This window comes from Chitinophaga sp. MM2321 (genome assembly GCF_964033635.1).
In the GTDB taxonomy this organism is placed as follows: domain Bacteria; phylum Bacteroidota; class Bacteroidia; order Chitinophagales; family Chitinophagaceae; genus Chitinophaga.
In genome coordinates, this window is the sequence record NZ_OZ035533.1 from 6,523,664 (window position 1) to 6,540,221 (window position 16,558).

The window sequence follows — 16,558 nt, forward strand, 5'->3', positions numbered from 1 at the left end:
CAGATATTATTGTGTAGATATCCGCTGCATTTCAAATCCCTAAATTCGTAAATAAAAAAATCCCTGAATATTATTGAAAGGCTTCTATTCTAGTAGTCACCAAGTGTTTCGGGCAGTTGAGCCAGTGCTTTGGCAAGTTGCTCGTCGTTTGGAGCGATACCATGCCATTCGTGGTGGCCTTCCATGAAGTCAACACCCTGTCCCATTACTGTTTTCATGATGATGGCAATAGGTTTACCCTGACCGGTAAGGCTTTTAGCTTTTTCCAGGGTAGCAACTACGTCATCCATATCATTACCGTTCATGTGCATAACGAGCCATCCGAAAGCTTCGAATTTAGCGCCTACGTCGCCCAGTCCGGCTACATCGTCAGTAGTACCATCGATCTGCTGACCGTTAAGGTCCACTGTGATAATCAGGTTGTCTACTTTATGATGGGGAGCAAACATCACAGATTCCCAGATCTGACCTTCTTCCAATTCGCCGTCGCCATGTAGAGAGAACACGAGGTTTTTATCGTTGTTGAGCTTTTTAGAGAGGGCAGCACCAATAGCTACGCTCATGCCTTGTCCAAGGGAACCAGAAGCAATACGGATGCCCGGGAGATGTTCGTGGGTGGTAGGATGTCCCTGAAGACGGGAGTCCAATTTGCGGAAAGTGCTCAGTTCCTGTATAGGAAAGTACCCGGAACGGGCCAGTGCGCTATAGAATACAGGGGAAATATGGCCGTTTGACAGGAAAAAGAGGTCCTGGTTACGTCCATCCATATCAAATGGTTGTGGCGTATGTTGTAAAACCTTGAAATACAATGCAGTAAGAAAGTCTGCGCAACCTAAAGAGCCTCCTGGGTGGCCGCTTTGAACGCCATGTACCATTCTTACGATGTCTCTTCTTACCTGGGTAGCAATATCTTTGAGCTGTGGCATGATACTTGATCTTTTTTGTGCCGCAAAACTAATTGAATTTGTTGAGTTTGTGGCTTTGAACGATTTTTTTGCGATCTCAAATTATTAAAAATCCTGATTTTTTTAACGATTCTTTACATATTTCATTGAAATTAATATCTTTGCAAAATAAGCCCCACTAATGGAGAATGTATTAATTGCTACCGTCCTAAGTTTTGTTGTGACCTATTTTTCCATTCCTATCCTTATTAAGGTGGCGGAATTAAAGCATTTATACGACGAACCGGACGAAAGGAAAACGCATAAACTGCGTATACCAGCACTGGGAGGAATCGGATTTTTCTCAGGGTTTATTATCGCTGCTGCAATATGTGTACCCGCATTGCAGAATTCGCCGTTTCAATACATGATGGCGGCCTTCTTCATTATTTTCATGGTGGGAATGAAGGATGACCTCGTTGGGCTGTCTCCTTTAAAGAAACTGATCGGGCAGTTGATGGCTTCTTTTGCCATCATTTACTTAGGTAACTTACAGATTACCAGCATGTACGGTTTCATGGGCATCTACGCTTTACCTCCCAATATCAGCCTGATGCTGACTTATTTCACCTTTATCGTAGTAATCAATGCTTTTAACCTGATTGACGGGGTAGACGGGCATGCCGGAAGTATTGGTTTGCTGGTAAGTGCCATCATGGGCGCTTATTTCCTGCATGTAGGAGAAATCACTTATGCCGTGCTGGGGTTTGCATTGGCAGGTGGTCTGGCCAGCTTTTTAATCTTCAATATCTCTCCTGCCCGCATTTTTATGGGTGATACGGGGTCCTTACTGATAGGATTGGTCAACGCAGTGCTCGTAATGAAATTTATTGACGTGGCCGGAAATCCAGCCGGGAAAATGCCGATAAATGCTGCACCTGCGGTGGCGGTCGCTATTCTGATTGTGCCGTTGTTTGATACATTGCGCGTATTTTCCGTGCGTATGCTACAGGGAAGATCTCCGTTCTCTGCCGACAGGAATCATATCCATCATTATCTGCTTGATTTAAAACTGAATCATACACAAACCACCCTTGTATCTGTAGGCATCAATGCGCTCTTCATTGTGGCCGCATTTTTTCTGCAAGGGCTGGGCACCACCTGGCTGATGACAGCAGTGGTGGGAGCAGCAACCATTTGTACCGGAATGCTATACATGGCACGTAAGAGGAAACTGGCTGTTAAACCGGCCGCACCTACTATTACACAGCCTGCAGTTCAGGGCGTTGCAGCACCCAAAGTTCTTCGTGTTACCACCGGCGGAGTATTACAGGATAAATAACGCAGTCAGAAAAAAAATATAGCTGTTTTACGCGGTATCCAGGCCTGAAACAGTTGTTGTTGCGGCTATTCTTGTGCCCGTTCTTTGATGATTAAAAGAAAACCTGTAGGTTTGCACGCACTTAACTATTTATGTTATGCAAGATGATCTAACGCTTATCATGGATGATGCAGCGGACTCGATGAAGAAAGCTATCGGGCACCTGGAACTGGAACTGACAAAAGTTAGGGCTGGTAAAGCCAATCCTCAGATACTGGATGGTATTAATGTAGACTACTATGGCGCACCTACGGCACTCAACCAGGTAGCCAACGTAAGTGTTGCGGATGCACGTACCCTTACCGTACAACCATGGGAAAAAAATATGCTTCAGCCTATTGAAAGGGCTATTATAGCGGCCAACATCGGCATTAACCCACAAAATGACGGGGTTATTATCCGCCTTTTCCTGCCACCACTCACAGAAGAAAGAAGAAAAGAATTTGTGAAAAGAGTGAATAATGAAGGCGAACAGGCGAAAGTAGCCATCCGGAATATCCGGAGAGATGCCATTGAAGCGATCAAGAAATTACAGAAAGATGGTTTGAGTGAAGATACCGCTAAGGATGCAGAAGCTGATATCCAACAGGTAACTGACAAGAACATCACGCTGGTAGAAAAACACTGCGAAGCAAAAGAGAAAGAAATTATGTCCATCTAGTATCGGGCAACTAAAATATATAAGAAAGGCTGATGCATATGCGTCAGCCTTCCTTATTAAAGGCCGGCCTGCTTACTTATCTTTTGCCCTGTTTACCAGGTATACGCCTAAAAGAATAATACCCATACACAACACCTGTATCCAGCTAATGGATTCTTTAGCCAGTAACCCCCATCCGATAGCTACTACCGGTAACGCATAAGCGATCATGGAGGCAAACATGGACCCCGTACTTTTGATAAGCTGGTAAAATAATACAGCGGCAACACCCGTACCCATCACACCTAACACAATACCCGCTGAAAGTGAGCGCCATGGAGCATCTGCTGTGGTAAATTGCGGGAAGAAATTACTGTACAACAAAATGGGGAAAGTAACCAGCCCACACAAAAACATAGCAATAGCCCCCAGTTGTAAGGAGCCGAAATTTTTCAGGTAATGATGCACCAGGCTGATATTGATACCATAGCTGATAGTTGCCAGGATCACCAGCAGGCTGTAAAACCAATGTCCGTTTGTATTGATGCCCTTGGAAGTAAACAATAACACTACGCCGAGCAGCCCGATGAACACACCTATAAGCTGCGCTTTCTTTATGGGACTTTTAAACAGGACTAATCCTGCCAGGAGGGCCATCAGTGGCGTTAATGAGTTCAGGATGCCTGCCAGTGAACTGTCTATTTCTGTTTCAGCCACGCAAAACAGAAATGCAGGGATACCATTACCCAAAACTCCGGAGAGAAAGATCAACGGAAGTTTCTTTACAGGTATTTGCCTGATCGCCTTCGGAAGAAAAGGAAGCAGGGCAAGGCCGGCAGCTACCAACCGGAGACTGGCAACCTGATAAGCCGTGAACGACTCCAATCCTATTTTCATTAAAATAAATGAGCTACCCCACGTGAGCGATAGCAAGAGAAAAACACCCCAATGGGCAAAGCGATGGTTCAATATGGCATTTTTTAGGACTACAAAGGTCAGGATATAACTGTATTCAAGCAAAATATAAATTGGGATCTACGCAACACTTCTGACCTGATTTTGTTAAATTTAGTTATAAGAATGTAAATACATGAGTAAGATCAGGTTGTCAACCATCAGCACTACCGCCCCAAAGAAGCTTGATAAAGAAAAGATAAAGGCGGAAACCCGGGAAATATTAATAGAACTGGACGAACTGCAAAACCTTTTATACGCACAGCATAAATACAGTGTGTTAATGGTTATTCAGGGTATGGATGCCAGTGGTAAGGACGGTGTTATTAAGAATGTAACGGGTACGCTGAATCCGCAGGGCTGTACCGTACGTTCTTTTAAAGCACCATCCACAGAAGAAGCGGAGCATGATTTTTTATGGCGTATACATATGCATGCGCCGGGAAAAGGAATGATCCAGGTTTTTAACAGGTCGCATTATGAAGACATTCTTATCCAGCGGGTACATAAGTGGATAGATGATAAGATCGCTTTCAAAAGGATGCGTGCCATCAACGATTTTGAAAAGTTATTATCCGTTCATAACGAAACCCGGATCCTTAAATTTTATTTGCATGTTTCTCCTGAAGCCCAGCAGCAGCGCCTGGTGGAGCGTACAGAAGATCCCCGTAAGATGTGGAAGTATAATGAAAATGATTTAGCCGAAGCAAAGCTGTGGGATAAATATATGGATGTATATGAAGATGCCTTCAACCATTGTAATGACATTCCATGGATCATTGTACCGGCAGATCACAACTGGTATAAAGAGTACGTGATTGCACTAACGTTAAGGGATACACTCAAATCACTGAAAATGAAATATCCAAGATTGAAGAAATAATATACTAATAATTAAACACTTCCATGTTTAAGCACTAATTTCGCTTACTTTTTTCACCAATAAAAACCTTGCATTATGTCATTCATTAAAGAATTTAAAGAGTTTGCTACCAAAGGAAATGTGATGGATCTGGCTGTGGGTGTGATCATTGGAGGTGCTTTTGGTAAAATTGTTACGTCACTGGTAGATAATATCCTGATGCCAGTGATCGGTATTTTTACAGGCGGTGTAAACTTTACAGACAAATTCATATTATTGAATGAAAGCAAGGGGACGCATTTCGACAGCCTTGCAACAGCAAAAACAGCGGGCGCACCGGTATTTGCTTATGGCGCATTTATTCAGAGCGTAATTGATTTCCTGATCATTGCCTTCTGTATCTTCCTCCTGGTGAAATTTATGAATAGCCTGACGAAGAAACAGGAAGCGGCTCCTGCTCCTGCCGAACCTACTGCTCAGGAAAAACTGCTGATGGAAATACGCGACGAATTAAAGAAACCAAGATAATTTTCTGCATACCCCCTGCATTCAGATTCTTTCTTACAGAAGGAATCTGAATGCTATGTATATACGCTAATCTTAAAAATTTTATTGATGAAAAAACTTACTTTATCCATTGCCTGTAGCTTACTGTGTTACATGAGCACACAGGCACAAAATGACTGGATGAAGACATCTCGTGAAGAGGCTTCGACGAAGATCAAAAAGGACGCAGCAGATACAATCCCCAAATTATGGAAAAAGGGATTGAATATCAATGTAAACATTAACCAGGGATCATTGACCAATTGGGCCGCGGGTGGAGATAACTTTTCTTTCTCCCTGGGTTCCAATGTATATGCATGGGCATTCTACAAAAAAGGAAAGCATTCCTGGGACAACGTAGCTGATCTGGCATATGGCTATATCAATACTACCAGTCTCGGTGGCCGTAAAAGCGATGACCGTATAGACCTGACCTCAAAATATGGTTATGAAATTGGTCATAACTGGTATGCCAGTGGGTTAGTGAATCTCCGGACCCAGTTTACGGATGGTTTTCTTTATCCGTCAGATACCACGCCACAGCTATCTTCCAGGTTCTTTGCACCGGCGTATGTTTTAGTGTCACCGGGTTTTGATTATAAGCCGGTACCGGAATTTTCTTTATTTCTGTCCCCCGTTACTTCACGGTTTGTGCTGGTAATGGATGATGCGCTTTCCCAACAGGGCGCCTATGGCGTAGATACAGGCACGCATTTTAAATATGAACTGGGCGCGTATCTATCTGCCAACTATATTAAAACCATCGGGAAAAATATAACTTATAAGGGTCGCCTGGATTTATTTTCAGACTATCGTCATAATCCACAAAACATCGATGTTTTCTTTACCAATGCGCTGGAGCTGAAAGTAAATAAATGGATTTCTGCTTTACTGTCATGTGATATGATCTATGATGATGATGTAAAAGTGTTTGAAAACAAGAAAACAGGGGTGAAAGGGGCGCGATTGCAGATCAAACAGGTCATAGGCATAGGTTTCACTGCTAAGTTCTGATTAGCCGGAATTTTGTTATTTTTGATAGCTGGCGCCGCTGCGAACTGCAGCGGCCCGGCACCAGGAATTTTAAAATATTAGCAAGTGAGCGAGCAAGTCACCTATAAAATCAAATTACCGCAATTTGAAGGTCCTTTTGATCTGTTGCTGTTCTTCATAGAACGGGATGAGCTGGATATTTATAATATTCCCATTACGACCATTACGAATGAGTTCCTGGATTATGTACACCATATAGAAACATTGAATATTGAACTCGCCAGCGAGTTCATCCTGTTTGTATCCACCCTGATGCGTATTAAGGCAAAGATGCTGATACCACGTAAAGAAGTGGATGAACAGGGTAATGAGATTGATCCGCGTATGGAACTCATCGACAAGATCCTTGAGTATAAACGCTACAAGCTGGCAGCAGCAGAGCTGGCAGAACTGGAAGCAGACCGTATGCTGCATATCAAGCGCGGCAACATTGCAAAGGAGCTGGCTGAAATCGGTGAAGTGACCAGTGAAGGTACGGAGGTACAGACCCTCACGCTGTTTAAACTGGCTAAAACCTTTGAAAAGGTAATGCTGCGCGTGAAGGAACGTGATAATAAACCCCAACATGTGGTGTACAAGTACGATTACACCATGGAAGGTTCCAGGATGTATATGGAAGAACTGGCCCGCGCAGAAAGAACCCTGGCCTTTGAAAAGATATTTGATCACTGTAAAGACCGGGTGCACGCCATTTTCCTGTTTCTCAGCATGCTGGAACTGGTACAAATGAAGCACATGGGCATTATGGTGGGAGAAGGACGGAACAATTTCATCATTGAATACATAGATCCTGCCGATAGGGAGGAAGAACCTGCGGGGACTTTAATAGATGGCTGAGAAACGTGAAAATATCGGGATAGTTTCATTACCGGCATACGCCAATATTGATCCTACTTTTGTGGTGTCTGGCCTATGTGAACTGGGCAACACCTTTTTTAGCCAGGTAGGCGTACCCCACCGGCACGACTTTTACACCATTTATTGGATCAAGAAAGGTAAGCTGTTGCATACCATTGATACCGTAATACATGAAGTAAAGAAAAATACCCTGTTTTTCCTGGCTCCCGGCCAGGTACACAACCTGCAAATGAGCGAAAGAGTGGATGGTTATATGATCGCTTTTCAGGATGCGTTCATGTGTTTGAAAGACCAGACACAGATTTCGGGCATTAACTCCGGCCTCTTTTTCAATAACCAGTTTAGCAGTATCATTACGCCTAATGCAGAACAGGCCATGGATATAGAAGCCATTGTGCGCCTGATGCAGAAAGAACTGACCATGCGTGAGCCGGAATATGAAACGGCGCTGCATGGCCTGCTACGTTACTTCCTGGTGCTGGCTTCCCGTATCAAGGGTGAAAACCTGGCTATCTCCCCCGAACAACATGCAGTGCATAACAGTTCTATCTTCCTGAAATTTAAAAACCTGATTGAAGAAAAATACCAGGAATTAAAAACGGTATCTGATTATGCGGCTATCCTGCATATCAAACCGGTGTTGCTGAATGAGATCAGCAAGCAACTATCCGGTATTACAGCCGGAGAGCATATCCGTAACCGCGTGATCCTGGAGGCACAAAGGTATTTGTATAATACAGACCTTACTGCCAAAGAAATAGCCTACAAGCTCGGTTTTGACGATCCACACTATTTTAGCCGCTTTTTTAAGAAATATACCACCCAAAGCCCTTCTGAATTCAAGGAGGCTTCCCGCATAATCAGCCACCAACCTTAATTTGCCCCTTTTTATAAAAAAAGTCCATCACAGAAGAAGTTTTATCCATTCTCAACAGGTGTTGTAACATGTACTTTTGTGTTGTCTTAAGGAGGCAAACAATATGAAAACAACAAAACATGTAAGTCAGATTTTAATAGCGCCGGCCCCCCACCTGGTGGGCGACGGATTCAGGGTACAGAGTGTTTTGCCTGGTGGCACACGCTCGCTGAACAATAAGATCAGCCCCTTTATACTGATGGACTATGGCGCGCCATCCTACTTCCCCCCTACCAACAAACCACGTGGGGTGGATCAGCATCCGCATAAAGGATTTGAAACCGTAACGGTTGTATACCAGGGCGAACTGGAACACCGTGATTCTACCGGCAGCCAGGGAAAACTAGCTCCTGGTGATGTACAGTGGATGACTGCGGCTGCAGGAATCGTGCATGAAGAAAAACATGAAACGGAATTTAGTAAACGTGGCGGCAAGGTAGAAATGGCCCAGCTATGGGTAAATCTTCCCAAAGCTTATAAAAACAACAAACCTGGTTATCAGAACCTGACAAAAGCAGAGATCCCGGTGATTGATCTGGGAGAAGGCAGCTTTGTGAGAGTGATTGCCGGTGAGTTCAACGGTACCAAGGGCGCTGCTAAAACTTTTTCACCTGTTAACGTACTTGATGTGCAGTTGAAAAAAGGCGATAAACTCGATGTTACTTTTCCACAGCATTTTAATACTGCCGTGGTGATGATGCGCGGCGAAGCTGATTTTAACGGCAACGCAGCCAAAGGAGTAGAAACCGTTTTGTTTGAACATGATGGTACAGATATTACGGTTACTGCGCTGGAAGATACAGCTATGCTGATTTTGAGCGGAGAGCCGATTGATGAACCCATTTTCGCTTATGGTCCTTTTGTAATGAATACAGAAGATGAGATCAAAGAAGCAATCAACGATTACAACGCCGGAAAAATGGGCTTTTTAAACTAATTCAATAACGATTTTAAAACAATAATTATATGACAACCTGGAAAATTGACCCTTCACATAGTGATGTACAATTTAAAGTAAAGCACCTGATGATCACGACCGTTACCGGTCAGTTCGGAACATTTGATGCTACCATGCAAACAACTGATAGTGATTTCAGCTCTGCAAATATTTCTTTTGAAGCAGATATCAATAGCGTTACTACACAGAACGCACAGCGTGATCAGCATTTGCTGGCAAGCGATTTTTTCGAAGCAGAAAAATATCCAAAGCTGAAATTTGTATCTAAAGAAGTGAAGAAAGTAGACGACGAAAATTATAAACTGATCGGTGATTTAACCATCCGTGATAATACACGCCCGGTTGAACTGAAAGTGGAATTTGGCGGTGAAGTAGTGGACCCATACGGTCAAACCAAAGCTGGTTTTGAACTGAGTGGTAAAATTAACCGCAAGGACTTTGGACTTACTTTTAATGCTACTACAGAAACAGGTGGTATTATGCTGAGTGATGAAGTGAAATTGTTAGCGAACGTGCAAATGGTAAAGCAATAAAAATGGATATTTTACAGAAGCTCGAATGGCGTTATGCCGTGAAAAAGTTTGATGCAGCCAGAAAGTTGAGTGCTGCACAGCTGGACCGTATTATTGCCGCTACAAGGCTTTCCGCCTCCTCTTATGGCTTACAGCCGTATAAGATCCTGGTGGTAGAGAATCCGGCAGTAAGAGAACAACTGAGAAAAGCTTCATGGAATCAGACGCAGATTACAGATGCCTCGCATCTGGTAGTGTTTGCCAGGTATAACGATTTACAGGCGTCTCACGTAGATGACTATACGAAAAATATCGCGGCTACCCGTAATATCAACCCCGAAGATCTGGCAGGTTTTGCCGGTGTTATGAAGGGAACCGTAAACCGGTTGGACGCAAAGGATGCAGCAGTGTGGACTTCCAAACAGGCTTACCTGGCACTGGGTACACTGCTCACCGCAGCAGCTGCTGAAGACATTGATGCCTGCCCGATGGAAGGCTTTGATGCTGCACAGTATGATGAAATTTTAGGACTCAAAGATAAAGGACTTGCTACTGTAGTAATAGCTGCAATTGGTTTCAGAGCGGATGATGATGTGATGCAACATGCTAAAAAGGTACGTAAGCCAATGGATGAATTGGTAGAGATGATTTAAAGACAGGACCAGGATTTGATGGATTTAAAAAGATCACCCTGATTGATCACGTAGATAAGAGGAAAGACCAGCTATAATGGCGCTTTTATATCTACCTGATCAATCAGGGTGATCTTTTTAAATCCATCAAATCCTGGTCCTATTAGTAATTAATTTTGTAATTTGGACCTCCACACAGATTTATCACCTCAAATAATAAAAAATTTCTAACATGAAAAGATTTGCATCTGCCAACTGGCAAGGCACTGGTAAAGAAGGTAAAGGAACCGTGAGTTCACAATCCACTGTACTGAATAACACACAGTACTCCTTCAGCAGCCGTTTTGAAGACGGTATCGGCACTAACCCCGAAGAGCTAATTGCTGCTGCTCACGCCGGCTGTTTCACCATGAAACTGAGCTTCGTGATTACCGGCGCTGGTCTCACTCCCGGTAACATCGATACTAAATGCACCATAACCCTCGATAATGGCGCTATTACTTCCAGCCACCTCGAAGTAAAAGCCAGCGTTCCTGGTCTGGATGCAGCAAAATTTGCTGAAATGGCCGCAGACGCTAAAGCGAACTGCCCTATCAGCAAACTGCTGAATACCGATATTACCATGGATGCCGTACTGGTATAACCAGTATTTACGGATTTACGATTTTTTTGATTTAGTTATTTAAAAATGCAGCGGAGATCACCTTTGGGTAATTTCCGCTGCATTTTTTAAATAACAAAATTCGTAAATCAAAAAATTCGTAAATCCATAAATATTCTGTCCACTTTTTTCAACATATCATCCATTCCAATCCACAACGTTTATACCGATCTTTGTATGGTATAAATAAGGAGATTTTTTATGGAAAAGATTATTCATCGTGCAGATAGCAGAGGTTATGCCAATCATGATTGGTTAAAGAGCCATCACTCATTTAGTTTCGCAAATTATTACGATCCCAACAGGATTCATTTTGGTGCATTGCGTGTACTGAATGATGATTTTATAAAGGGTGGAATGGGCTTTGGCGCGCATCCACACGATAATATGGAAATTGTATCTATCATCCTGGATGGTGGGATGGAACATCGTGATAATACCGGCAGACAGGCAGTGATACGCAGAAACGATGTACAGGTAATGAGTGCAGGTACCGGTATCATGCATTCAGAATTTAATGCTTCCAAAACGGAAGATGCGAATATGTTACAGATCTGGGTATTTCCTAAAGAACGGAATGTAACACCAAGATATGATCAACGGACATTTGATCCGACTGCACGTGAAAACGCGCTACAGGTAGTGATTTCACCGGATGCCGCGGATGATGCACTGCACCTGAACCAGGACGCATGGTTTTCATTAGGAAAGTTTGATGCCGGTCAGCAAATTGATATTTCATCAAAAGTTCCCGGTATAGGCAGCTACCTGTTTTTGATCAGCGGAGAAATAAAAGTTGCAGATGAAATACTGCATACACGTGATGCTATCGGCTTGTCTGATTACAACAAAATAACAGTTGATATACTGAAACCGGCAGAGTTTTTGCTGATAGATATACCGATGCTGAACTAATCATACACTTCGTTATATATTAACCCGTTATATTCAGGAAGAGATCAGCCGTAAGGCTGGTCTCTTCTTTTTATTATTTTCATAGCAGTTATAAAACTTTTTTCAATGCAATCATTCCTGGCACAACAGTATTGGCACAACACGGTACAAGATTATTGCATAGCACTTGGCACTTTCATCGTCATTGTTTTGCTCATTCTGATCTTAAAAAAAATTATACTAAAAAGAATAAAAAACTGGGCTTCCGGAACGGAACGTAAGTTTGATGATTTCTTTGTAAGAGGTTTTGAACGCACAGTTGTTCCTTTATTATATATCGGAGGCATATACATTGCACTGCAGCAGCTCACACTAGCACCTAAAGTTGATAAGTGGACAGGCATCTTCTTTTCTATCTGCGTTACCTTTTTTGTTGTACGTGCGGTCACGACTTTACTGCAATTCATGTTTGTAAGTTATCTCTCCGGACAGGAAAGAGGCGAAGAGAAAACCAAGCAGGTGAAAGGTATCATGGTGGTGGTATCCGCATTGATATGGGGTATTGGCATATTGGTGTTGCTGAGTAACTGGGGCTTTAATGTGACTACCTTTGTGGCCGGTCTGGGTATTGGTGGTATTGCCATTGCACTGGCTGCGCAAACGATCCTGGGTGATTTATTCAGTTACTTTGTTATCTTCTTCGACAAGCCATTTGAAATAGGTGATTTTATTATTGTGCAGGATAAACTCGGCACGGTAGAATATATCGGTATTAAAACTACACGTTTGCGCAGTCTCAGTGGTGAACAGCTGGTATTTTCAAATACTGATCTGACCAATTCGCGCGTGCATAATTACAAGCGGATGGCAACGCGGCGTATCGTATTTAAATTCAATGTTGCTTTAGATACGCCGAGAGATAAGCTGGCATTGATTCCTGGCATGGTAAAAAAGGCGGTGGCTGATGCAGGGAATGCATTTTTCGACAGATCACACCTGTTGAATTTTGGCGACTTCTGTATCGTGTATGAGAATGTTTTTATTGTGCAGTCAGGAGATTATAACCTGTATATGGATATACAGCAGGCCATTAACCTGCAATTATTTGAAGCATTTGAAAAAGAAGGGATTAAATTTGGCATTCCTACACAAAATTTATTTCTTAACCAACGGGCAACTGAAACAACGGAGAAATTATAATGTTATTAGCGACAGATCTTGACGGTACCTTCTTAGGTGGTACAGCAGCAGATAAAGAAGAATTATACAGTTTATTGAATAACAGGGAAGATATTCAACTGGTGTTTGTAACGGGAAGGGGTATACGTAGTGTACTGGCATTACTGGAAAACCCTGCGATACCAAAACCGGAGTATATCATTTGTGATGTGGGTGCCACCGTAACACACCTGGCCTCCATGGCGCCTGTAGAACCAGTACAGGCCGGTATTGCAGCGCGTTGGCCGGGAGGGCATGTCCGGGAAACACTGAAAAGCGTGAAAGGATTACTTCACCAGGAAGCGCATCAGCAATACCGTTGTTCCTACTATTATGATGATGCTACAGATATCGATACCGCCAGATCAGTGGCTACTTCACTGCATTGTGACCTGATCCTGTCTGCGGGGAAATACCTGGACATATTGCCAAAAGGAGTGAATAAAGGAAATACGTTACAACAACTGTTGGGCGTGCTGGCATTACCACATGAACAGGTATTGGTGGCCGGTGATTCCATGAATGATTATTCCATGTATGAAATGGGCTTCAAAGGCGTTGTAGTGGGAGAAGCCGAACCGGAGCTGTTAGTCCGTACCAAGGGGATGCCCAATGTATTGCGGGCACAGCGTAGCGGCGCCGGAGGAATCCTCGAAGCCATGGAATTTTTCCCTGAGTTTGGCATCTACCTGTAAGCCGGAAAGTTATTATGGCCGCATTGAAAAAGATTGTAACTTAGAATAAGGTCTTTGCTATTGAATGGGTCTGAGGTAAACTGTTAAATGGATATTGGCTACCAGCGTTTGGTAATGATGGATACCTGTTTTATCATCTTTTAAACTGATAAATCAATACACCATGGAAATTACAACACAGCCTACCGATCTGCACCAGCAGATCAACTCATGGAAGGAAGCCGTGAACGATGTAAGAAATGATGTGAAAATGATGCGCGAAAGGTTGGAACAGATCGCGCTGAGTAAAGCTCCCCGTGAGGTAATGACGAAAGTAGAGCATTTTGAAAACCGTTTTCTTCGCCAGCGCGAAGTCGCCGATGAAATGTTTCACGATGTGAAACAATGCGCGAAAAGTATATTGGATGAGCCTTTAAAGGTTGTTCATGATGATCGCCCGGTTTGCGATTACAATACCATGCAGCATCGCATGGAAATATTCCAGAAATTATTTGCAGAGTTGAAAGATGATTTCAATCATTTTATGACTAACGATATTTAGATCACTGGATATCTTTTGCTTTGTCTTCTATTTTATGGATGATATCGTCCAATTGCTGTGTGGATTGATATAACCAGTCCATCAGACGGGAATTGAGATGAATGTCCTTATTGCTTTTGTCAAACATCCCCGTGATACTGAGAATGGAAACTACCGGGCGACGTATTTCATGTGAATTGATCCATGCAATTTCCCGGAGCGTTTTATTTTGTTCTTCCAGTTTCATGGCTTGTTTTACGTGCTTATCCATGTCCTGCATAATACCAATCATGCGCACAGGAATATTCTTTTCGTAGATGATATAAGAACGATCCACTACATATTTATAACTTCCGTCAGCACACTGGAAACGGTATTCTGCTGACCAGTGATGGCTGCCGGTAGCCAGGCATTTATCCAGAGAAGAAATGATCTGCTCCCGGTCGTCGGGATGCAGGTTGCTTTTCCACCATTCAAAAATGCCGTCTTCTGCTGGGGGCGCATGCCGGAAGAGGTTTGCCATTCCATGATTCCAGCTGACTTCATTGGTGAGCAGATTCCTGTCATATACAGCATCATTGATCGCCTGTGCCAGCAATTGATACCGTATCCCCTGCTGGTGCGCTTCCCTGGCGGCTTTAACCTGTTCATCCACATCTTTCGCCATAATGAAGCGCGCTTTTTTTCCGTAATAAACAGCAGCATGCGCGTATAATTCTACAAAGAAAGTAGTCCCGTCTTTTTTACGATGTTGCCAGATTCCGCGGTATGATATATTGTCGCCACGTTCTTTGATATTTTCCATCAGCTGCGGCACTTCTTCCGGCTCACGGATATCTGCTAAAGTCAATTGTGCAAATTCTGATTTACTGAATCCATATTTTTCAACGGCAGCTTGGTTTACAGAGAGGAACCGGAGCGTCTTTTTTTCATATATCCACATGGGAACGGGATGTTCATCAAAAAGCCGCTGATATTGAAGGGAATGATAATTTTTTCGGAGAGTGCCAATGACAAACAGTAGCAAAGCACAACAGGATATTATTTCAGCTGTGATCAGCCATTTTTTTTGTAACGCATTTTCACTTCCTTGAATGAGGTATGCATTGATGGCTATGATAATAAATAATAGACAGAAAGAAGCAACCTTAGAAAGGGAAGTCCGCATTGTCTGAATTTCATGAGAAAGTAACAAAAATAACCGCAACGGAAAAATAATACCGCAATGAGCTGATTGAGAATATTTTTTCCATTAATATACTTTATAATTCAAGGATCACCTGGTCACTTGCCGGATACCCTACACAGGTGAGTACCAACCCTTCTGCCAGTTCTTTATCAGTGAGTACTTCATTTACGGGCATCCATACTTTACCGCTGATACACTGTGCGGTACAGGAGCCGCATACACCTCCTTTACAGCTGTAAGGCAACGCCACATCATGTTCCAGCGCATAGCTCAGTATCGTTTGATTAGCGGGTACAGACAATTGATACGCCACATTACGAAGATGGATAGTCACCTCCCGGGTGCTGGTATCCTCTGGTAGCGGCATTTTGGCGAGTTTTGTATCCGTATTTACCACAAAGTTCTCCTTGTGTAGCTGTTCTTCGCTAAAGCCCATAAAGCGGAGCGTAAGCAGAACCATGCGCATATAATCCGGTGGGCCACACACGAAAAATTGTGCATCGGATTGATTAAAATGTAACTGTTCCTGGATGATCCGTTCCAGCAGTATATTGTTCAGCCGGCGGTAGGCGTGGTGACTGTCGGGATCATTGCTGAAAAGGAAGAGGCAATGCAGCTGCTGACTGTATTTTGTTTGCAGCACCTGTAGTTGTTGATAGAAGATCGCATTGCCGGGCGTAGTGTTGCTATAAATCAGTGTCACCTTTGCAGAAGGCTCATCCTTCAGGATCTGTTTTAAAAGCGAAAATACAGGGGTTATACCGCTGCCTGCGGCCAACAGCATGATGTCCCGCGGCGTAGTGGAAGCTTGTTCAAAAGTAAAGCGGCCGGAAGGTTCTACAGCCGTCACGATATCATCTTTTTTCCAGGTGCGCAGGATGTGCCGGGAGATTTCCCCGTTTTCCTTTTCGCGGATGGTTACAGAAAGATATGGATCTACTCCTGGTGTGGAGCTGAAAGAATAGGAACGACGATATTCCTTGTTATTTAAGGAGATAATGAAAGTGAGAAATTGTCCTGCGAGATAACTGACTGGTTCAGGCGCCGTATTTTCCAGGAGGTAGGAATAGGTGCCCGGTGTTTCGCGTATGATGTCGGTTATTCTTAATTGTAGATACATTTGACCAGGATTAAATTGATTATAAGGATTTATAGGATTTAACTGGAAGAACTACGCGGATATCT

Annotated in this window: 19 protein-coding genes; 15 read left to right on the forward strand and 4 right to left on the reverse strand. The window is 43.2% G+C overall.

Annotated features, from left to right (window positions below; all coding sequences use genetic code 11):
- Nucleotides 1-89: 89 nt before the first annotated feature.
- Entirely contained in the window at nt 90-926 is an 837-nt protein-coding gene (locus ABQ275_RS25660; protein WP_349316006.1) for a transketolase, read from the reverse strand.
- A gap of 160 nt (nt 927-1,086) precedes the next feature.
- Here ABQ275_RS25660 and ABQ275_RS25665 point away from each other — a divergent pair, with 160 nt between their 5' ends.
- Both ABQ275_RS25665 and frr read left to right on the forward strand, forming a co-directional pair.
- Nucleotides 1,087-2,226 (forward strand): MraY family glycosyltransferase, encoded by a 1,140-nt coding sequence (locus ABQ275_RS25665; protein WP_349316007.1) that lies wholly within the window; start codon nt 1,087-1,089, stop codon nt 2,224-2,226.
- A 136-nt stretch (nt 2,227-2,362) separates the two neighbouring features.
- The gene (gene frr, locus ABQ275_RS25670; protein ID WP_349316008.1) at nt 2,363-2,926 is read left to right on the forward strand and encodes a ribosome recycling factor; all 564 of its coding nucleotides are present in this window, start codon (nt 2,363-2,365) and stop codon (nt 2,924-2,926) included.
- Between the two features lie 72 nt (nt 2,927-2,998).
- Here frr and ABQ275_RS25675 read toward each other — a convergent pair whose 3' ends face one another.
- The gene (locus ABQ275_RS25675) at nt 2,999-3,874 is read right to left on the reverse strand and encodes a DMT family transporter (RefSeq protein WP_349316009.1); all 876 of its coding nucleotides are present in this window, start codon (nt 3,872-3,874) and stop codon (nt 2,999-3,001) included.
- A 121-nt stretch (nt 3,875-3,995) separates the two neighbouring features.
- Between ABQ275_RS25675 and ABQ275_RS25680 the strand changes: the two genes are divergently transcribed.
- The 13 genes from ABQ275_RS25680 to ABQ275_RS25740 all read left to right on the forward strand — a co-directional run bounded on the left by ABQ275_RS25680 (nt 3,996) and on the right by ABQ275_RS25740 (nt 14,205).
- Nucleotides 3,996-4,742 (forward strand): PPK2 family polyphosphate kinase, encoded by a 747-nt coding sequence (locus tag ABQ275_RS25680; RefSeq protein WP_349316010.1) that lies wholly within the window; start codon nt 3,996-3,998, stop codon nt 4,740-4,742.
- Nucleotides 4,743-4,817: 75 nt separating this feature from the next.
- The gene (gene mscL / locus ABQ275_RS25685; protein WP_349316011.1) at nt 4,818-5,249 is read left to right on the forward strand and encodes a large conductance mechanosensitive channel protein MscL; all 432 of its coding nucleotides are present in this window, start codon (nt 4,818-4,820) and stop codon (nt 5,247-5,249) included.
- An 87-nt stretch (nt 5,250-5,336) separates the two neighbouring features.
- Nucleotides 5,337-6,281, forward strand: coding sequence for a DUF3078 domain-containing protein (locus ABQ275_RS25690; RefSeq protein WP_349316012.1), 945 nt, complete (start codon nt 5,337-5,339; stop codon nt 6,279-6,281).
- A gap of 84 nt (nt 6,282-6,365) precedes the next feature.
- Nucleotides 6,366-7,157 carry a segregation/condensation protein A gene (locus ABQ275_RS25695; RefSeq protein ID WP_349316013.1) on the forward strand — a complete coding sequence of 264 codons (792 nt, stop codon included), beginning with the start codon at nt 6,366-6,368 and terminating at the stop codon, nt 7,155-7,157.
- Nucleotides 7,150-8,055 carry a helix-turn-helix domain-containing protein gene (locus ABQ275_RS25700; protein WP_349316014.1) on the forward strand — a complete coding sequence of 302 codons (906 nt, stop codon included), beginning with the start codon at nt 7,150-7,152 and terminating at the stop codon, nt 8,053-8,055. Before ABQ275_RS25695 ends, ABQ275_RS25700 begins: the two co-directional genes overlap by 8 nt.
- A 103-nt stretch (nt 8,056-8,158) precedes the next feature.
- A complete protein-coding gene (locus ABQ275_RS25705) occupies nt 8,159-9,031 on the forward strand; it encodes a pirin family protein (RefSeq protein WP_349316015.1) in 873 nt (290 codons plus the stop codon).
- 29 nt (nt 9,032-9,060) lie between these two features.
- Entirely contained in the window at nt 9,061-9,585 is a 525-nt protein-coding gene (locus ABQ275_RS25710) for a YceI family protein (protein WP_349316016.1), read from the forward strand.
- Between the two features lie 2 nt (nt 9,586-9,587).
- A complete protein-coding gene (locus ABQ275_RS25715) occupies nt 9,588-10,217 on the forward strand; it encodes an NAD(P)H-dependent oxidoreductase (RefSeq protein WP_349316017.1) in 630 nt (209 codons plus the stop codon).
- A 211-nt stretch (nt 10,218-10,428) separates the two neighbouring features.
- Complete coding sequence (locus tag ABQ275_RS25720; protein WP_349316018.1) at nt 10,429-10,839, forward strand: OsmC family protein; 411 nt, start codon at nt 10,429-10,431, stop codon at nt 10,837-10,839.
- Nucleotides 10,840-11,058: 219 nt separating this feature from the next.
- A complete protein-coding gene (locus ABQ275_RS25725) occupies nt 11,059-11,772 on the forward strand; it encodes a pirin family protein (RefSeq protein WP_349316019.1) in 714 nt (237 codons plus the stop codon).
- Nucleotides 11,773-11,877: 105 nt separating this feature from the next.
- A complete protein-coding gene (locus ABQ275_RS25730) occupies nt 11,878-12,951 on the forward strand; it encodes a mechanosensitive ion channel family protein (RefSeq protein WP_349316020.1) in 1,074 nt (357 codons plus the stop codon).
- Complete coding sequence (locus ABQ275_RS25735; RefSeq protein ID WP_349316021.1) at nt 12,951-13,664, forward strand: HAD-IIB family hydrolase; 714 nt, start codon at nt 12,951-12,953, stop codon at nt 13,662-13,664. The genes ABQ275_RS25730 and ABQ275_RS25735 overlap by 1 nt, the downstream gene beginning before the upstream one ends.
- A gap of 163 nt (nt 13,665-13,827) precedes the next feature.
- Nucleotides 13,828-14,205 carry a hypothetical protein gene (locus ABQ275_RS25740; protein ID WP_349316022.1) on the forward strand — a complete coding sequence of 126 codons (378 nt, stop codon included), beginning with the start codon at nt 13,828-13,830 and terminating at the stop codon, nt 14,203-14,205.
- A 1-nt stretch (nt 14,206) separates the two neighbouring features.
- On the opposite strand, the gene ABQ275_RS25745 is transcribed toward ABQ275_RS25740, so the two are convergent.
- Both ABQ275_RS25745 and ABQ275_RS25750 read right to left on the reverse strand, forming a co-directional pair.
- Entirely contained in the window at nt 14,207-15,127 is a 921-nt protein-coding gene (locus ABQ275_RS25745; RefSeq protein WP_349316023.1) for a PAS domain-containing protein, read from the reverse strand.
- Nucleotides 15,128-15,446: 319 nt separating this feature from the next.
- Nucleotides 15,447-16,493, reverse strand: a complete 1,047-nt coding sequence (locus ABQ275_RS25750; RefSeq protein WP_349316024.1) for an iron-sulfur cluster-binding domain-containing protein — start codon at nt 16,491-16,493, stop codon at nt 15,447-15,449.
- Nucleotides 16,494-16,558: the final 65 nt, after the last annotated feature.

Coding starts and splice junctions, on each gene's coding strand:
- ABQ275_RS25660 (WP_349316006.1), bottom strand. CDS start 926: ATGCCACAGCTCAAAGATATTGCTACCCAGGTAAGAAGAGACATCGTA.
- ABQ275_RS25665 (WP_349316007.1), top strand. CDS start 1,087: ATGGAGAATGTATTAATTGCTACCGTCCTAAGTTTTGTTGTGACCTAT.
- frr (WP_349316008.1), top strand. CDS start 2,363: ATGCAAGATGATCTAACGCTTATCATGGATGATGCAGCGGACTCGATG.
- ABQ275_RS25680 (WP_349316010.1), top strand. CDS start 3,996: ATGAGTAAGATCAGGTTGTCAACCATCAGCACTACCGCCCCAAAGAAG.
- mscL (WP_349316011.1), top strand. CDS start 4,818: ATGTCATTCATTAAAGAATTTAAAGAGTTTGCTACCAAAGGAAATGTG.
- ABQ275_RS25690 (WP_349316012.1), top strand. CDS start 5,337: ATGAAAAAACTTACTTTATCCATTGCCTGTAGCTTACTGTGTTACATG.
- ABQ275_RS25700 (WP_349316014.1), top strand. CDS start 7,150: ATGGCTGAGAAACGTGAAAATATCGGGATAGTTTCATTACCGGCATAC.
- ABQ275_RS25705 (WP_349316015.1), top strand. CDS start 8,159: ATGAAAACAACAAAACATGTAAGTCAGATTTTAATAGCGCCGGCCCCC.
- ABQ275_RS25710 (WP_349316016.1), top strand. CDS start 9,061: ATGACAACCTGGAAAATTGACCCTTCACATAGTGATGTACAATTTAAA.
- ABQ275_RS25715 (WP_349316017.1), top strand. CDS start 9,588: ATGGATATTTTACAGAAGCTCGAATGGCGTTATGCCGTGAAAAAGTTT.
- ABQ275_RS25720 (WP_349316018.1), top strand. CDS start 10,429: ATGAAAAGATTTGCATCTGCCAACTGGCAAGGCACTGGTAAAGAAGGT.
- ABQ275_RS25725 (WP_349316019.1), top strand. CDS start 11,059: ATGGAAAAGATTATTCATCGTGCAGATAGCAGAGGTTATGCCAATCAT.
- ABQ275_RS25730 (WP_349316020.1), top strand. CDS start 11,878: ATGCAATCATTCCTGGCACAACAGTATTGGCACAACACGGTACAAGAT.
- ABQ275_RS25735 (WP_349316021.1), top strand. CDS start 12,951: ATGTTATTAGCGACAGATCTTGACGGTACCTTCTTAGGTGGTACAGCA.
- ABQ275_RS25740 (WP_349316022.1), top strand. CDS start 13,828: ATGGAAATTACAACACAGCCTACCGATCTGCACCAGCAGATCAACTCA.
- ABQ275_RS25745 (WP_349316023.1), bottom strand. CDS start 15,127: ATGTGGATATATGAAAAAAAGACGCTCCGGTTCCTCTCTGTAAACCAA.
- ABQ275_RS25750 (WP_349316024.1), bottom strand. CDS start 16,493: ATGTATCTACAATTAAGAATAACCGACATCATACGCGAAACACCGGGC.